14 protein-coding genes are annotated in these 16286 nt (G+C 52.3%); 2 read left to right on the plus strand and 12 right to left on the minus strand.

Features of this window, described 5'->3' with window-relative positions; genetic code table 11:
• Positions 1-133 precede the first annotated feature (133 nt).
• Both REA38_RS18750 and REA38_RS18755 read left to right on the plus strand, forming a co-directional pair.
• Positions 134-1510 carry an APC family permease gene (locus REA38_RS18750; protein WP_041037773.1) on the plus strand — a complete coding sequence of 459 codons (1377 nt, stop codon included), beginning with the start codon at positions 134-136 and terminating at the stop codon, positions 1508-1510.
• Positions 1511-1512: 2 nt separating this feature from the next.
• Entirely contained in the window at positions 1513-2622 is a 1110-nt protein-coding gene (locus REA38_RS18755) for a P1 family peptidase (RefSeq protein WP_089187566.1), read from the plus strand.
• A 37-nt stretch (positions 2623-2659) separates the two neighbouring features.
• Here REA38_RS18755 and REA38_RS18760 read toward each other — a convergent pair whose 3' ends face one another.
• The 12 genes from REA38_RS18760 to REA38_RS18820 all read right to left on the minus strand — a co-directional run bounded on the left by REA38_RS18760 (position 2660) and on the right by REA38_RS18820 (position 16283).
• Positions 2660-3910: a phospholipase D-like domain-containing protein gene (locus REA38_RS18760; protein WP_039567548.1), complete on the minus strand. Its 1251-nt coding sequence runs from the start codon at positions 3908-3910 to the stop codon at positions 2660-2662.
• Entirely contained in the window at positions 3903-4553 is a 651-nt protein-coding gene (locus REA38_RS18765) for a MotA/TolQ/ExbB proton channel family protein (RefSeq protein ID WP_197767058.1), read from the minus strand. The genes REA38_RS18760 and REA38_RS18765 overlap by 8 nt, the downstream gene beginning before the upstream one ends.
• 46 nt (positions 4554-4599) lie before the next feature.
• A complete protein-coding gene (locus REA38_RS18770) occupies positions 4600-6843 on the minus strand; it encodes a TonB-dependent receptor (protein ID WP_033636947.1) in 2244 nt (747 codons plus the stop codon).
• A gap of 39 nt (positions 6844-6882) precedes the next feature.
• The gene (locus REA38_RS18775) at positions 6883-7629 is read right to left on the minus strand and encodes an energy transducer TonB (RefSeq protein WP_033636946.1); all 747 of its coding nucleotides are present in this window, start codon (positions 7627-7629) and stop codon (positions 6883-6885) included.
• A gap of 1 nt (position 7630) precedes the next feature.
• Positions 7631-8038: a biopolymer transporter ExbD gene (locus REA38_RS18780; RefSeq protein ID WP_004933244.1), complete on the minus strand. Its 408-nt coding sequence runs from the start codon at positions 8036-8038 to the stop codon at positions 7631-7633.
• Positions 8039-8337: 299 nt separating this feature from the next.
• Positions 8338-9117: a LuxR C-terminal-related transcriptional regulator gene (locus REA38_RS18785; protein WP_308886417.1), complete on the minus strand. Its 780-nt coding sequence runs from the start codon at positions 9115-9117 to the stop codon at positions 8338-8340.
• 1009 nt (positions 9118-10126) lie between these two features.
• Positions 10127-11053, minus strand: coding sequence for a fimbrial protein (locus REA38_RS18795; protein ID WP_308886418.1), 927 nt, complete (start codon positions 11051-11053; stop codon positions 10127-10129).
• A 136-nt stretch (positions 11054-11189) separates the two neighbouring features.
• Positions 11190-11693, minus strand: coding sequence for a type 1 fimbrial protein (locus tag REA38_RS18800; protein ID WP_308886419.1), 504 nt, complete (start codon positions 11691-11693; stop codon positions 11190-11192).
• Positions 11694-11705: 12 nt separating this feature from the next.
• On the minus strand, positions 11706-12230 hold the full coding sequence (locus REA38_RS18805; RefSeq protein ID WP_308886420.1) for a fimbrial protein: 525 nt from the start codon (positions 12228-12230) through the stop codon (positions 11706-11708).
• A gap of 22 nt (positions 12231-12252) precedes the next feature.
• Entirely contained in the window at positions 12253-14874 is a 2622-nt protein-coding gene (locus REA38_RS18810; RefSeq protein WP_308886421.1) for a fimbrial biogenesis usher protein, read from the minus strand.
• Between the two features lie 86 nt (positions 14875-14960).
• Complete coding sequence (locus REA38_RS18815) at positions 14961-15662, minus strand: fimbria/pilus periplasmic chaperone (protein WP_308886422.1); 702 nt, start codon at positions 15660-15662, stop codon at positions 14961-14963.
• A 93-nt stretch (positions 15663-15755) separates the two neighbouring features.
• Positions 15756-16283, minus strand: a complete 528-nt coding sequence (locus tag REA38_RS18820; RefSeq protein ID WP_308886423.1) for a fimbrial protein — start codon at positions 16281-16283, stop codon at positions 15756-15758.
• Positions 16284-16286 lie beyond the last annotated feature (3 nt).

A 16286-nucleotide genomic window follows, 5' to 3' on the forward strand; every position in this document is an offset into this window, starting at 1 on the left:
GCGAATGATCTGCTGCCAACAACGCTGCGGCTTGAAAGGCGCAGGGGATTTTCCGCGCGCTCCATTTGATTCCTGCGTACAGCCTGTGCAGCAAAACAATAATTCACTCACACGTTAATGGAGTCGTTATCCCATGAAAGAGTCCGCCCCTGAACACACCTTCAAAGGCAATCTCAGCGTCCTCGACGTGGTGATGATCACCGCGTCCGGCGTGACGCCGGCCAGTTCGATCTTCGTCATCGCCCCGCTGGCGATCGCCAACGCCGGCAGCGGCGCCTTTCTGTCGTTTCTGATCGCCGCCTGCGTCGCCGCCGCCATCGCGCTGTGCTATGCCGAACTCGGCGCCGCACACCCCAGCGCCGGCGGCGAATACAGCATCATCAAGCGCCTGTTCGGCACCCTGTGCGGGTTGCAGACCTATCTGTTTATCCTCAGCGCCTCGCTGTTCGTGCCGGCGGTGCTGGCCACCGGCGCGGTGCCCTACCTGAACACCGCGCTGGGCACCCAGTTCGACGCCTCGACCGCCGGCATGCTCACCGTGCTGGTCGGCGGCATCTGCGCCATTTTCAACATCAAGGCCAACGCCCTGCTGACCGGCGCCTTTCTGGTGGTGGAAGTGGCGGTGCTGGCGCTGATCGCCTGGCTCGGCTTCAGCCACCCGCATCAGAGCACGGAGATCCTCACCGCGCCGGTGATGCTGGACGCGCAGGGCAGCCTGGCGCCGGTGTCGCTGCCGCTGATCGTCGCCATGGTCGGGGTCGCGCTGTTCTCCTACAACGGCTACGGCGCGGCGGTGTACATGGCGGAAGACATGCGCGAACAGGGCAGGCCGATGGCGATCGCGATCATGCTGACGCTGGCCATCGTGGTGCTGGTGGAACTGGTGCCGTTCACCGCCCTGCTGATCGGCTCGCCGTCGTTGACGGAGATGGCCAAACAGGCCGATCCGGTCGGCTATGTGGTCACCGAGCTCGGCGGCCCGACGCTGGCGCGGGTGGTAAGCGGCGCGATTTATCTGTCGGTGTTCAACGCCATCATCGCTATCGTGGCGCAGTTCAGCCGCATGATGTTCGCCAGCGGGCGCGACGGCTTCTGGCTGCCGGCGTTTAACCGGGCGCTGAAAATCATCCACCCGCGCTTCGGCACTCCCTGGATCGCCACCCTGCTGTTCGGCGTGCCGTCGGCGCTGCTGGCGTTTTGCTCCGATCTCGAATCGCTGACCTCGTTCACCGTGATCCTGCTGCTGCTGGTGTACATCATCATGGCGGTGGCGGCGCTGATCAGCCGCCGTCGCCGCCACTTCCACCACCCGTACCTGATGCCGCTGTGGCCGCTGCCGGTGGTGGTGGCGCTGCTGTGCTGCCTGTACGTGCTGTGGACGATTTTGATCGCCAGCAGCCTGAAAGACTTTATTATCATTGCCGGCATCATCGGCTTCGGGCTGGCGCTGAACCATCTGCGCGGCCGCCAACCGGCGCCCCTCGCCACCCCCTCAATAGAAGGAGAATAACCATGACGCAGCGCGCTCAGGATCTGGGCATTATCATCGGACAGGGCACGCCCGGCCCGCTGAACGCCATCACCGACGTGCCCGGCGTGCGCGTCGGCCATGCCAGCATCCATGCCGATTTGGCGGACGGACGCAGCGTGCGCACCGGCGTGACGGTGATCGAACCGCGCCCCGGTTCCGCCCGCCATGCCCCCTGCTTTGCCGGGGTGCACGTGCTGAACGGCAACGGCGACGCCACCGGCCTGGAATGGGTGCGCGAAGCGGGCCTGCTGACCAGCCCGATCGCCTTCACCAACACTCACAGCGTGGGCGTGGTGCGCGATGCGCTGATCGCGCTGGAGCGTGAAACGCTGCCCGCGGGCGACAACGCGGTGTATTGGAATATGCCGGTGGTGATGGAAACCTTCGACGGCCTGCTCAACGACATCAACGGCTTTCACGTCAAGGCCGAGCACGTGCGACAGGCGCAGCAGGCGGCCCGGGGCGGCTTGCCGCAGGAAGGCGCGGTCGGCGGCGGCAGCGGCATGATCTGCCATGAATTCAAAGGCGGCAGCGGCACCGCGTCGCGCCGCTTGCCCGCCGATCAGGGCGGCTGGACGGTGGGCGCCATCGTGCAGGCCAACCACGGCAAGCGCGAGTCGCTGCTGGTAGGCGGTTATCCGGTAGGCCGGCACCTGGGGCATCTCCCCTCGCCGTTCACGCCACAGTTGCCGCATCCCGGCATGGGCTCCATCGTGGTGGCGCTGGCGACCGACGCGCCGCTGCTGCCGCACCAGTGTGCGCGGCTGGCGCAGCGCGCCAGCATCGGCATCGCCCGCACCGGCGGCGGCACCGAGGATTCGAGCGGCGATATTTTCATCGCCTTCGCTACCGGCAACGACGGCCTGCCGCCCGCCGACTACGCCAACAAAGACGCCTTCACCACGCCGCTGCGCATGGTGAACAACGACTATATTTCGGCGCTGTTCGCCGCCGCGGCGGAAGCGGTGGAAGAAGCGATCGTCAATGCGTTGCTGGCGGCCAATACCGTCAGCGGCAACGGCCACCGGGCGGAAGGGTTGAGCGCCGAGCAGCTGGTGACGGCGCTGGAGAAGGCCGGCTGGCGGCGCTAAAAAACACAGGGCGCGGAGGTGAACCGCGCCCTGCTCATCAGGATTCTCCGCCCGGCTTGGGCGGCGGGTAGTCGTAATCCAGCCGCAACGGTTCGGCGTAGACGCTGTTCCACAGCTGTTGGTACAGCTTGTCCAACCGCCCGCTCATCGCCGCGCTGTGCATCACCAGCTCCAGATTGCGCGAGTTGTCCAGATAGCCGCCGGTCCAGTTGCTGGTGCCCACCCAGGCAATCTCATCGTCGATGGTCATCAGCTTGCTGTGGATGACGCGGGCGAACGGAATGAAGCCGCTGCTGGCCGGCGGAATGGTCACCACCTTGATCTGCACATTCGGCACCAGCGCCAGGCTCTTCAGCCAGGCGATATCCGGCTTTTTGGTGTTCCAGTTGGCCACCATCAGCTCAATCTGCACCCCGCGCGCCGCCGCGCTGCGCAGCGCGTTGTCGATCACCGCATAGAAGGGGCGGCTGCGTTCCGGGCCGAACGACAGCGGCGCGTAGTCCATCACCTGCACCCGCACCCGCCGCTTGGCGCCGGCCAGCAGGCGCGGCAGCTCGGCCTGTGAGTCAATCACCCCCGCCGGGTTGTAGGCGCGCGGGCTGGCCGCCAGATAGTTGCCCTGCGGCTGCGCCGTCGGCGGCGAATCGGGCAGCGCCGGCACCGGCTTATCCTGCGCCAACAGCGCCTGCGCCTGCCAGTCCTGTTCGAAGATCGCCTGGATCTGCCCCACCACCTTGGCGTCGCTGATGCGCAGCCCGGTTTCGTGAATGTGTTCCAGCGCGCGCCAGTCGAAGTTCTGGCTGCCGACGAACGCCTGCTCGCCGTCCACCAGCAGATATTTGGCGTGCAGAATGCCGCCGCTCAGCTTCTGGTAAGGAATGATGCGCAGCTCCAGATTGGGGATCGCCTTCAGCTGTTCCAGCGTCTCGGCGGTAGACATGCGAAGGCCCTTCTCTTCCAGCAAAAAGCGGATTTTCACCCCGCGTTCGCCTGCCGCCTTCAGGTGCTGCAGCACGCCGTCCAGCAGCGAACCGTCCTGATTCGCCACGTAAAACTGCCCCAGATCGATACGGGTTTTCGCCGCGTCGAACATCTCGCGCCACACCTCGGCGGTGTTGCGCAGATCGTCGGCCTGCAGCGCGGTTTCCACCGGTGCGGTGTACACCAGCTCATAGCCGGGAATAGCAAAACGCGCCGCGGCGCTCTGGCTCAACATCAACAAACAACCGCCCCACAATGCCGTATAAAGGCGGCCGAGCGGCCGCCGTACTGGATGGCCATTAGGCATAGCGCGGCGCCCCGCTGTCAACCCATTGTTCGCCGCTGCCGCTCTCCGGGCGGCTGGCCGGTTGGCCGGCGCGGATCAGCAGCACCTTCAGCAGTTCGTTGATGCGCTCCATGCGGCTCTGCAGGAAGTTGTTGGCCACCAGGCACAGCAGCGCGATGGCGATGCCGAGGCCGGTGGCGTACAGCGCGGTGCCCATCCCGGCCGACACCAGGCTCGGCTCGGACACCCCCGAGGCGGCCAGCGCCTTGAAGGTTTCGATGATCCCCATCACCGTGCCCAGCAGCCCCAGCAGCGGCGCGGCGGTGACCACGGTTTCCAGCAGCCACAGGCCGCGCGCCATCGGCGGCTTGCTCAGCAGGTACTGGGCGTCGATCAGATCGCCGATCGCCTCGCGGTCGCCGGCGTGGTGTTTCTGCGCCAATACCGGCGCGATCACCGCCATCGGCAGGCTGTTGCGCTGGGTCAGCTCGTCCGGCAGATCGGCGGCGCGGCGCACGTCCGGCGTCAGCGCCTGCTCCAGCCGGCGCGCCTGGCGCTGGGTGTAGGCGAAGTACAGCGTGCGTTCGATGATGATCACCAGCGCAATCGCCAGCGCGGCGTACATCACGTAGAAAATAATGTCGTGCAACAGATTGGCGTCCATACAGAGCTCCTCTTCCCCGCCGCCCGGCAGGCGGCGGGGCATTCAGTTAAAAGGTGGCTTCCAGCGAGACGCTGAAGGTGCGTTCTTCGCCGACGTTGTAATACGGCGTGCTGGCCCTCACGCCGCCGTAAGGCGCCGCGTTGAAGGTGGTGGTGCGCACCGAGGTCAGGTATTCCTTGTCAAACAGGTTGCTGATGCCAAAGCGCAGCGCGGCGCTTTTGACGATTTTCTTGTCCACCGGCAGATGCACGCCCGCCGCCAGATCGAACACCGTGCGGCCACCGATCTTCTCGTCGTTGGTCAGATCGCCGTAGAACGCACTGACGTACTTGCCGCTGACGCTGCCGTAATACAGCCCGTCGTCATAACCCAGCGTCATGTTCAGCAGGTTTTTCGGCACGTTCGGCACCTCTTTGCCGGAAGTCGGCAGCGGCAGCCCGCCGTTGCTGACGATGTCGTTCTTCTGCTTCGATTCGGTGTAGGTATACGAGGTGTAGTAGTTGAAGTTATGCGGCAGTTGACCACTCCACTCCAGCTCCAGCCCTTTGTTCTCCACGTTGCCGATGTTCATCATCTCGTAGTCGCCGGCCGCGTTGGTGGTGGAGATCTGGCGATCGCTGTAGCGCATGTAGAACAGCGTGGCGCTCAGCAGCATGTCCTCTTGCTGGAAACGCCAGCCCAGTTCGTGGTTCCAGCTCAGTTCCGGCTTGGTGCTGAGCGAGTCGCCGACGTTGTACAGCACGTAGTTTGGCGGCGTGCGCATGTTGCGCGTCAGGTTGTAGAACACCTGGTTTTCCTGATTCACCTTATAGCTGGCGCTGAAGTTCGGCAGGAATTCATGATAGGTGGCTTTGCGCTTCTCCGGCACGTTGTACAGGCTGCCGCGGTTGTCCCCTTTGCGCTCCACATACTGATAGGCCAGGCCGCCGACGAAGGTCCAGTCCGGCGTGGCGAACCAGGTGTCCTGCAGCCACACCTTCTGCGCCGGGGTGATGGTGTACTGGTTGCGCCCCTGCACCGTATTGCCGTTGGCGTCCTTCACCTGATCGGAGCCGCCAGGTTTTCCCCAAATCTGCGCCGGGTTGCCGTCGTCCTTGATGCTGATGAACGGCTGGGTTTGCAGCTGGCGCGCACGCTCATACCAGTAGCCGATATCCAGGCTGTGCTGCTCGTTGATGTCCCACTTCAGCTTGGTGGTGATGCCCGGCCGCCAGGTTTGGGTCCACGACGGGCGGTAATAGGTGTTGGACTGCAGGTTGCTGAGGTCATACTGCCCGGCTCTGTCCGACGTGCTGGACAATACCGAGGCCGTCTGGCCGTTGAAACTGCCGCCGTTGCCCCAGTAGTAATACGGCTGCAGGGTCAGCGACAGGTCGTCGCGCAGCTGCAGTTTCTGGGTGAACGATAGCGTGAAGTTCTCGAACGGGTTGCGTTCGATCTTGTAATATTTGTTCAACTGCCCTTTGCTGTTGTACTCCGGCGTGGTGGCGTAATCGGTACCACGCCCATCGTTTTGGAACTGCGCCTTGCTCAGGGTGTTGTAGTTGGTGTTGTTCTGGCGGTTGTACTTCATCACCAGATTGCTGCTGTTGCCGTTGCCGTCTTCATACAGCGAGTTCATCTCGAACTTGTCGGAGTACAGGCGCCCTTCGCCGCGCCACTTCTTCGCCTCGGTGTGCGAATAAGATATCCAGTTGCTGAAACCGTTGTATTCGCCGGTCTCCAGGCGGGCAAAGGTTTTGCTCAGATTATTGCTGCCCAGCGTCTGCTTGAGGAAACCGCCGAAGTCTTTCGCCGGGCGGCGCGTCACCAGGCCGATGTTGCCGCCGCTGGAGCCGATGTGCGGGCCGTCCGCTTCGGAGGAGCCCTGGGTGACGAACACCTCTTCCAGGTTCTCCGCATCGCCCAGCAGGTTCGGGTATACCGCGTAGTTGCCGGAGTCGTTGATCGGGATGCCGTCCATCGACAGGCCGATCTGATCCGAGTTCATGCCGCGCATGGTGTAGTCCACGCCGCTCAGGCCGCTGGCGTCGTTGCTGTTGACGTTCAGGCCCGGCGTGTATTTCAGCTTATCGATGGCGTTGGCCGCCGACGGCATTTTGTCCATCGCTTCTTTGGTGACGGTGGAGCGCGCCTTGGCGCTGTCATCCTGCACCATCATGCCGCCGCCGAGCGACTGCCCCTTGACGCTAATGGTGCCGACATCGGTGGCGTCGGCCGCCAGCGCGGCGCCCGGCAGCATCGCCGACATCACCGCCAGATAGATCCCAGAACGATTAAACGATTTCATTGTGTGCATCCCATAAAAATCAAACGATTAACCCTTGCGCTAAGGCGCCTGATAATTGAACGTCGCGGTAAATCTTTTGGTTGTTTGCCCGGCGAACGCCTCGCTCGGGAACGGCTTTACTGAACTGATGCTTTGCAGGCTGCTCATCGCCGCGCGGTTCAGCAGCATGCTGGCGGCTTTGTTGGCGATGCCGGAAGAGAGCACCCGCCCGCTGCGATCGACCTCCAGCCACACTTCGACGTTGCCCTGCGGGCGCTCGAGCGAAGCCTGGCGCCCGCTCGGGTAGCGCTTGCGCTGTTCCAGCTCGCGGCGCAAGGCCAGCAGATAGCCGTTTTCAATCGCCTGCGCGTTCACCTTCGGCGCGGCCGGGGCGGCCGGGGCGGGCTGCGCCGCCGGTTTGCTGACCAGCGCGCGCGGGGCGGCGGGCGCCGGCGTCGGTTTAGGCTTCTCTACCGGTTTGGCTTTCTCTTTCACCGGTTTGGGTTTGGGCTTCGGCTGCGGTTTTGGCACCGGCTTGGCTTCCACGATCGGTTCCGGCGCCGGCACTACCGGTTCGGGGATCGGCTCCGGCTCGGGCGGCGGCGGTTCTGGCTGGGGCTCCGGCGGCGTTTCCGGTTGAGGTTCAGGCGCCGGTTCAGGCTCCACCAGCGCCAGTTCGATGGCGGTTTCGTCGTAGCGCGGCTGGATCTTCAGCGCCGCCTGCTGGCTGGCGAACAGCAGGCAACCGGCGACAATCAGCGCCGGCAACCAGCTGAAAAGATGACGTGAACGATAGAGCAGATACATGTCACAGCTTCCGTGTCGCGATGGAGACGGAGAAGAAACCGCCCTGGCGCAGGTTGTCCATCACCGCCACCAGCCGCTCGACCGCCACGCCCTTGTCGCTGTTGACGATGATGGTGGTGGTCTGGTTGGCCTGCTGCTGTTGCTTCAGCGTGTTGACCAGCGCGTCGAGCGCGATCGGCTGGCCATCCAGCTGCAGCTGTTCGTCGGCCCCCAGCGTGATGATCGCTTTCTTCTGCGGCTTCAGCTGCTGCGCGCTGCCGGCGGACGGCAGCTGCGTTTTCAGCCCGAGCGCAGGAATGACGTTCAGGCTAATCAAGACGAAAAACACCAATAAAAACATCATCACGTCGATCATCGGGATCAGTTCGATGTGCGCTTTGTTCTTTTTCGGTTCGTTCCAGTTACGCATGACACTCCCTCCCAAAAGCGAAGCAGCCAATATAGGAGGGGTTTGTTTACCTTTTGTTACGCTTGTGTGATCTTATTTTCACAGTGTGGATTTTTTGCGAGAATTTTTTCAATGGCAGGCGATAACGGAAGAGATATAACTTATTAATTAGCGATAGTTTTTATTGGAATAATTGCGAGACGGGCATTTCAGAGAGCCAAAGCCAGGGAGGACAATGTGAGAATAGTGACAGCCCAAGCGGTCACTGATCAAAAGAGCCTGGATCTCTAATTTAGCCCGGCACCGATATTGGGAAGGGATCAACAGGATTTCGGGGTGTCCTGAATAAGTGATCCACAACAGGGACTGATACCACGCCGGTCGATACCTAAGTTTTTTAACAAGAGAATAAGTTGTACATTGCTTTTTACTCCGAGCTTTTTCATTGCCCGACATTTATGGCTACTGATAGTTTTTAAAGAATTATTATAAATGACACTAATTTGACGCAAACTTTTCCCTCGAATTAACTCAACTAATATAGCCACTTCTTTTTTTGTTAGCTTTGGTGGCAGCTGGATACTACAGCAAGGGGAGCTAATGGAATTATTAATTATAAAAAAAGAAATATTATCACATAATGTTTTTATTTGAGTTTTCTTACCAAAAAACAAAATTTTTGATTTATCTTTTGGTACATGTGCACACAAGAGATGAATGGGTATTTTTGTCCATACAAAAAAATTTAGTGATGGGTATATATTCCTCATCTCGGAGCAGAATAGGAACCAATCAGAAAGATTATCGCTCATACCAATAGGTTCACCAATAAATATATCAACACAATCTTCTTTCAATAACAGACATCTTGTCTCTGATAAACTCTTCGCAAAACCCAAAATTTCAATAGAATTCTTGAAATAGCCATCTAATAATAAGACAATACTATCCCTATAGAGTTCAATGGGTTCCATTATAACAACCCTAATTTTCCCGTTAGGCCTGAATGATTTTTTTTCCCTGGATTTCGATTCATTTTTCATGATTTTCCCTGATGCTAATTGATTGAGTTTGATGCTGCCTTTATTTTTCCTGATCATATTTCACCCATGAAGTTGGTTGGAAAATAACTTAAAGTGATAAGCTTTTTCCAGTAGATTCTACATTGACCGATACTGATGCTCTCGGGTGACTCTATGTCATGAAACGTCTATATACCTTCAGCTGTCAGTGTGCTCCCGGTTTTCTACATAAATTATAGTCAATCACGGTTAATGGGGTAATTACAGCCCGTCTACATGTCGAATTTATATATTTTAACTGACCGATAAACGATGCTTAATTTTTACTGTCCCCTCGCATAACTGACTTTATCTTTACCGATGTGCAGCGCTCCAGCCAGATAATAATTTTTTATTATGGCTGGGAGTGACTACGTGTTCTGGTACCCACAGGCCGGCTCTTCTAGCCTGCGTTTTTTGGGGTTGAAATCGATATCTACCTCATCTTCATAGAACACCGGGTTTTCCGTGTTGTATTTCTCCAGTACTTCGCGGATAGTCGCTATTTTTTCGTCTTTATGAGAGCACGTGGGTACCACTCTACTCCACACTAGGGCGGCGGCAGGTAGCCAACGATGCAGGGTTACAACATGTAACTGGAATCCGGTTATCTCCTTGATTTCTATTCCCCCCCCCCCCTCCAACGAAGTCCGGTTGGTATTTCTCTTTTTGGAAATTAATCAGACATCTTAATTCCATTCAAGTCACCTTCAGGTTATCTACTACTCTGCGTAGTTATTTATTAGGGATCTTGGTTCTTTTTTTAAAATTACGCCTATACTTTAAAAGCCTCCTTTTCCTCAAAAGTCTAAAATGAAAAATAAAACTAAAAATAGAAATAGCAGCAAGAAAAAAGAGTAACCAAATCATACAGTTCTCATTATCGATAAACTAATCAAACGGTCATCATGTAAATTCATCATATACCCCCAACATTTCTTCCTTTATAAATACAGCTATTGTCAATTACCTTTATGGTAACCTCTTAATATCAATTTTCACATTCATTAAACAGTACACATTTGGTTGATTATGTACACAATCAAACTTACTCATACACAAAAGTAACACCAATAATTGACTGGACATTACCTGCCGTAATGTCACCGCTAGTTCGAGCATAAGAAGCAGATAAACCCAAGCTAACCGGGTTGGTTCCAACTGTACCCAATGAAACATTTTTATTGGCGGCAATGATGCCATCATTGTTTGATAGTTGTACACCAACACCTGCTGCAGGAGTTGCTGATGAAGTGTTTGAGAAGATGCTATCTGTTGAACTTTCTGTCATTCCGGTAAGGAAATAAGATAGATTTTGGCTTTCCGTGCAGCTAACTGTCAGTGGAATAGGTGCAGTCCCAGGGTAATCAGGAAGGGTTATTATCACGTTTCTGGATGAAACATCACATCCCCCAACAGGGATAATGACGTCATTAGCAGCCCTGATGGTCCATTTAATATCTATATCACCTGCTGGGCGATCATTGTCAACCCATGTCGCACGTTTGAATAAATTAATCATACCAACTTCGTCGCCTTTTTTTATCACGACACCACTTGCAGCCTTAATCGGTGTAAGATAAAGGAATATATTTAATGGAATAAATGCCTTTGACTTTATATTGTGCTCCTTTGTTCGCCTACTTAATGGTAGTGAGTATGTAGAACCATAAAAATTCATACTGCCAGAAAAATGAGATAAATCTCCAGAAAATGCAGTCCCTTTAGTTATAGAGATGTAATCATTGTATATATCAGGATCTGAGTTACTACATCTCAAATTTTTTGAAAGATCGATAACAAGAACTTTCCCAACTTCAATCTTAGGGTCTAAAACTACATTAACATCGAACGAGGTTGATGCGTCTGATATGTAATTTCCATCCGAATCTCTACAAGCAAACCCCCAAGAATTCAAGGTAAAAACACTTGTAGTCATGAGTAAAAAAAAACTAAAAAAATCTACTTTGGTCATCATTCCTCTCCATTTTATGAAATAAATAGACATGATTAATCAACTCTAGTTTTCTCCATGTAAAAATAGTTGGTTGTGATTTATTGATGGTGGATACTTATCATGTTACCAATGATTATTTTTCAGGGGTTAATGATTAAGAATATGTGTAAGCAACATTAATCACCGTACGGATACTACCTTGCTTTGCGTTGCCATTGACAGATAATGCCCGAACTTGCAGTGGCAAACTTGCCGATTGTGTCAAGCTATCAATTAGAAGTACTATTGTTTTACCATTATTTAGATTATTTCCACTAGAGTCTTGCAATTCTAATTGGAGGTTGGCTGCGCTCCCTTGATTCTTATAATATCCTGTAGCGTCAGTTGCTCCCGTAAATGTCGCCGTTACTCTTGATGTGCTTGTCGGGCAATTCGTCAAATTCAGAGTGACTGTATGCCAGACAGACTTGGCCCCTGGCTGCATATAATCAGATGTGAACAAGTTACCTAAATCAACCGTAGCTGAAGGCGTTGATACCGTGCAAGGCTTAGCTATCACACGCCCGTTGACCGTAATAGTTACATCTGCCGCATAAGCACTCAGAATCCCATTGAAAACTACCCCCCCTACTAGTAGAACGCTCTTTATACTGATCATAGTCAGACTCCATTACTGAAACTCTAATGTAAAATTAGCCGTCGCAGAAATATTTCCGGCGGTTACAGGAAAACGTGTTGCCATCAGGCGAGCATGAAAACCCACGGTGTTAGACTGACTCGGTGTCAATGTCGTCCAGTTGAGAGACGACTGGGCTGCGTTTAATGGAATAGGTGTCTTATTATTATCTAATATCTGTATTCCCACTCCACTAGCAGCATTATCACCGCTGTCAGTCCTTAACAGCTCCTTGACATCGTCGTCTGAAACGCCTACATAACCTATCTTCACTGCAATCACTGAACTGTCACATTTGTCAAAGACAATTTTAAATGGGATCGTTGGAGTCACGGCACCCACGTGATCGAGTTGTTTGGCTACATTGCTCATCAAATCTACAGTAAAATCCTGTGAGTCCACTGCAACTGAGCAGGCTCCATCTTTTAGGTAGCCAGTGATAGTTATCGAACTGTCCGTTGCATATGTGCTCCCGACAAGAAGCGGTAGCAGACACAGAGTTGAAAGGTATTTTATCATTGGCTTATTATCCCCCGCTTTATCACCTGCAAATGGCAGAAGCGTAGCTCAGAGCCTGCTTCTGATTGTCAGCCGGCAAGCTATAATTCGCTGTGCAATTCTCATTTGCACCATTGCCCCATTTCACCGTGATACTTCCCTTCGGCAAAAGGCCTGTAAGATAAACTTGACCACCGTCAGCAACAATACTGCCCGACTGACCATCCCCATATGATGCAATTGAGCCGAAGGGGACGGGTTTACCTTTATTTGTCAGTGTCATGAGGACTTTCAATCCGACACGAGCCTTAAAGGCTGCGCGAACCACGGCACCATGTGTAGGCACCACACTTAATACTGGCTCTTCCAGCTCAACATTGTTCGCCAGAGTATCCGTATTCAACGATATCCGGTTTTCATGGTAGTCCATTGCATACGGCAGAACAGCATAACCTCGCCAATCTGTTTGCACACCTGTCTGATTCTCAACCGAGACGTGCTTAGCCCCCGGAGCCTCGATCAATATCATGGTGTCGCTGAACGCTTGACCGAGAGTCACACCATTCTCATGTATTAGCACACCACCACTAGCTCCATAATACAATTGTTTATACTCAACATTGTGACTGTAGCCAATGTTAGTACTGCCGTAAGTACCACGATAATTGAGTGCTGTGTTGCCTGCGGTGCTGCGATTACCATTTCTCCCGCTAGCATAACCTGTCTGTACGCTATAACTAAGGTTATCGTCCTCAAGCAACGTTCCATAAAGCCCCGCCATATTTGTAGTATGTCCCTTCAAATCTGTGGATGTATTGTAGCTGGCATTGGCATTCCTGAACTCAGATCGGGTATCCGAGCGCATCCAATGGCTAAATGGAATATTAATGTTAAACGAGAGTAATCGATCTTTTCCTTCTGACCACGCATTTTGAGATAGGCTATAACTTAGATTCCAACTTATGTCCTGTATAGTGCTATTATAGCTGATCTGAAGCTGTTTATCAGTGCGCCCTGTGTTCCAATAGCTTTGATGGCTACCGGTTAAATATACCGTCGATGTGCGCCCAACTTGTTGGGTTATTGTCGTTTGTAAGCGACCACGTTTTTTGTAATTTAGGTTGTAATAATCTGCTGGTTGTGGTGTTACATTTATACTTCCATCTTCACTGGGCACGGAAGATCCATTCATACGGTGCCACGTTGTATCAGCTAAAGAATAGAACCCTTGCGTAGAATAACGGTATCCCACTAGTTGAAAATTTGTACCTAATTCATTGAGGGATTTATTATAAAGAAATCGCAATGATTGCCCTTGATGCTTACTGTTATCAGGTAAGGTTGTGTTAGCTTGGGTGATATCCGCAGATACTGCACCTAGGTACCCTAGATTTTTTCCTAAACCAAGGTTGAAAGCGTTGTAATCATTCGATACACGTGTACCTCCATAAACCGTCCAGCCCTCATTCAATCCCCAAAAGGCGGCTCCCTGGATAAACTTCGGCTTATCTTGCTGCCTATTGCCGCTACGATATTGACCTGCAGTCACTGAGTACTTCACTTGCCCTTCACGTTGCAGCATGGGTACAGATGAGAAAGGTACGCTAAACACTTGTGTGGCTCCATCAGCCTCTTTGACAGTAACCATCAGATCACCACTATTTCCTGTCGCATACAGATCATCGATAGTAAATGCGCCCGGCGGAACTGTGGTCTGGTAAACTACATAACCATTCTGCTTAATCGAAACACTCGCGGTCCCTCGCGCTATGCCATGGATAACCGGCGCAAAACCACGTTGACTGTCAGGAAGCATATTATCGTCTGAAACGACCTGAACGCCACGGAAACTGATACCATCGAAAATATCCCCAGCCGTATAGTCGTCACCAACCGTCAGTCGGCTGCGCCAGCTGGCTATGTTACGCTCTAGCCATGTATTAATATGTTGCCAACGACTATTGCCAGAATCATTACTGTTGCTCCAAGTAGCATTATCTCGCAAGCGCCAAGCGCCAAAATTGATGCCACTCTGCAAGTTGAAGTATGAATAGTTACGGGCCTCTCCATTTTTTCTCCATAATTCGCTGCCCGTATAGTTATAATTGAGCAGGCCAGCTGTAATACCATTATCCCAGAACTCTGGAGCAATATAGCCACGAGCATGGTTGCCCATAAATGCCTGAGGGATACTGATATAGAGGCGCTGGCGGCCAACATCGAATGTACTCGATGCACCAGTAATCAGCTGTGAAAATGCAATGCAGGTTGTGCTCTTTACGACGGCGATATTGGGTAGTATCAGTGTATTAACACCGAGAACTGACAACTGAGAACGTGTCAAGCATGGTTCTAGTTTTTTACCATCATCGCTTTTATTAAAAATAACATCACGGGTGGTCATATAGCCATCATTCATATAAATGTCGACACGATAACTACCGGGTGGCGCTTCAAGTCCTTTTTCAAAACCAGACAAATCGGCAATGGATTCAGGGTCATCAGCTAAGAATCTAGGGTTGAAATAATTTTCCGCGTAGGTTGGGGATGTCGAGATAAATAATATAACCATCACGGACTTTAGCATTTCTTTTTTTGTGTTATTTTTTTTAATATCGTTTTTATTTATGCTAATTATATCTAATAGGTAATAAAGATGTGACATATCCCCTCCGACACTTAATTATCCATGCTGGTGTTTTTCTTTAGTTAAACTATTACAGGCTTCATCTTATTCCCACTGCATAACAATTAATGCATAACTCCTTTCATCACGGTCGTCAGAGCACCATAATCATTAATTGTACGATACGTAATCGCACTGCCTGCATCGTTAGGTAATTTCACTGTTGCTGTACCCATAGGGGGAACCATAACATTGGCCAATATACGAGCACCAGCATTCAGTTCCGTTACTGTAAGAAAGTAAGGTGTCGGGTTATTAAGCGTTAATAAGTTTTCTCTGCGTTTGAATGTCAACTTCCCTGGAGCCTGATCTGGAGCAATGCTAAGATTTCTGGGGCGATACAATAGTTTTATCCGGCTCGTTATAGCCAATTGAAGGGTATTTCCTTTCTGTTTATCCTTGTCCAATGAAGGAATAGCTTTGACATTGACCCAAAATAGACTTTCTCTATCATTTGGTAAGTTATTATTTGTTGCGTCAATAATACGTAGCGTGTTTTCTTTTTTACCTTGAATGACAAACAGTGGTGGCGTAATGACAAATCGCCCCTCTTTCGTTCCGTTATCACTCTCAACCCAGGACTGAATGAGATATGTGTCTTTGTCATTATTATTACTTACACCTAAAGTAACTTGTTTCTGACTCCCTGGATAAATAACACGTGTCGCGCCAAGAGCCACTCCCGCCTCAGAACGGTAGGCACAAAAAACAACCACCAAGGCCAAGATCCCTCTCGTTATTTTTCTAAATGTCATGATTTTTTCCATGTTAGCCTCTTGATACAGATAACCACCATTTTATCTCTCCACACGAATATTGACCTATCATTGAGTAAATGATTAATCACACGACAAAGAACTTCATTGGTATATCAAAGAAAACCAGGCCTGAGCATTGGCAGCACCACCAGTTATCATATGGCCGGTTGCTCGGTATTTGGCAATAAGCTGAAGATATTGCGTTTCACTATTTCGATTAAATACAGAATTGATAGGAACAAAATGACCATTTCCATCAAATAGAGCTATACCAATTCCTAACGCAGTTCCTCCCCCTTCACCAACAGATAGTATATCTGGATTTTTACCATCGGCGACCCCATGAAACATAATGTCAACATGACTGCTGACATGTGCATTACAGTCCTGAAGGTGTATAGTAAAAGGAACCGGATCAGCAGTATCTCCTACTGATTTGAATCGATTACTACTAACTTGCCCCATGCGAACAATTAGTTGCCTATCACCGGTTTCAACTGTACAACTCTCAGCGATGAGCTCGCCTTGAAAACGCATCTGTCCGCCGGACAGAGGCATATTCCACTGATTCCCAGCTATAGATAAGGGGGCAATTACCGTCAGGAAGAGTCCCAATCTGATTTTTAGCATCGC

The sequence above is a fragment of the Serratia sp. MF1(2023) genome (assembly GCF_030954545.1).
Taxonomy (GTDB): domain Bacteria; phylum Pseudomonadota; class Gammaproteobacteria; order Enterobacterales; family Enterobacteriaceae; genus Serratia; species Serratia sarumanii.

What these genes read in the sequence shown, in the direction of transcription:
- REA38_RS18785 (WP_308886417.1), bottom strand. Translation starts at nt 9,117, where the DNA reads ATGATCAGGAAAAATAAAGGCAGCATCAAACTCAATCAATTAGCATCA.
- REA38_RS18765 (WP_197767058.1), bottom strand. Translation starts at nt 4,553, where the DNA reads ATGGACGCCAATCTGTTGCACGACATTATTTTCTACGTGATGTACGCC.
- REA38_RS18805 (WP_308886420.1), bottom strand. Translation starts at nt 12,230, where the DNA reads ATGATAAAATACCTTTCAACTCTGTGTCTGCTACCGCTTCTTGTCGGG.
- REA38_RS18815 (WP_308886422.1), bottom strand. Translation starts at nt 15,662, where the DNA reads ATGGAAAAAATCATGACATTTAGAAAAATAACGAGAGGGATCTTGGCC.
- REA38_RS18800 (WP_308886419.1), bottom strand. Translation starts at nt 11,693, where the DNA reads ATGATCAGTATAAAGAGCGTTCTACTAGTAGGGGGGGTAGTTTTCAAT.
- REA38_RS18780 (WP_004933244.1), bottom strand. Translation starts at nt 8,038, where the DNA reads ATGCGTAACTGGAACGAACCGAAAAAGAACAAAGCGCACATCGAACTG.
- REA38_RS18770 (WP_033636947.1), bottom strand. Translation starts at nt 6,843, where the DNA reads ATGAAATCGTTTAATCGTTCTGGGATCTATCTGGCGGTGATGTCGGCG.
- REA38_RS18755 (WP_089187566.1), top strand. Translation starts at nt 1,513, where the DNA reads ATGACGCAGCGCGCTCAGGATCTGGGCATTATCATCGGACAGGGCACG.
- REA38_RS18820 (WP_308886423.1), bottom strand. Translation starts at nt 16,283, where the DNA reads ATGCTAAAAATCAGATTGGGACTCTTCCTGACGGTAATTGCCCCCTTA.
- REA38_RS18760 (WP_039567548.1), bottom strand. Translation starts at nt 3,910, where the DNA reads ATGCCTAATGGCCATCCAGTACGGCGGCCGCTCGGCCGCCTTTATACG.
- REA38_RS18810 (WP_308886421.1), bottom strand. Translation starts at nt 14,874, where the DNA reads ATGTCACATCTTTATTACCTATTAGATATAATTAGCATAAATAAAAAC.
- REA38_RS18775 (WP_033636946.1), bottom strand. Translation starts at nt 7,629, where the DNA reads ATGTATCTGCTCTATCGTTCACGTCATCTTTTCAGCTGGTTGCCGGCG.
- REA38_RS18795 (WP_308886418.1), bottom strand. Translation starts at nt 11,053, where the DNA reads ATGACCAAAGTAGATTTTTTTAGTTTTTTTTTACTCATGACTACAAGT.
- REA38_RS18750 (WP_041037773.1), top strand. Translation starts at nt 134, where the DNA reads ATGAAAGAGTCCGCCCCTGAACACACCTTCAAAGGCAATCTCAGCGTC.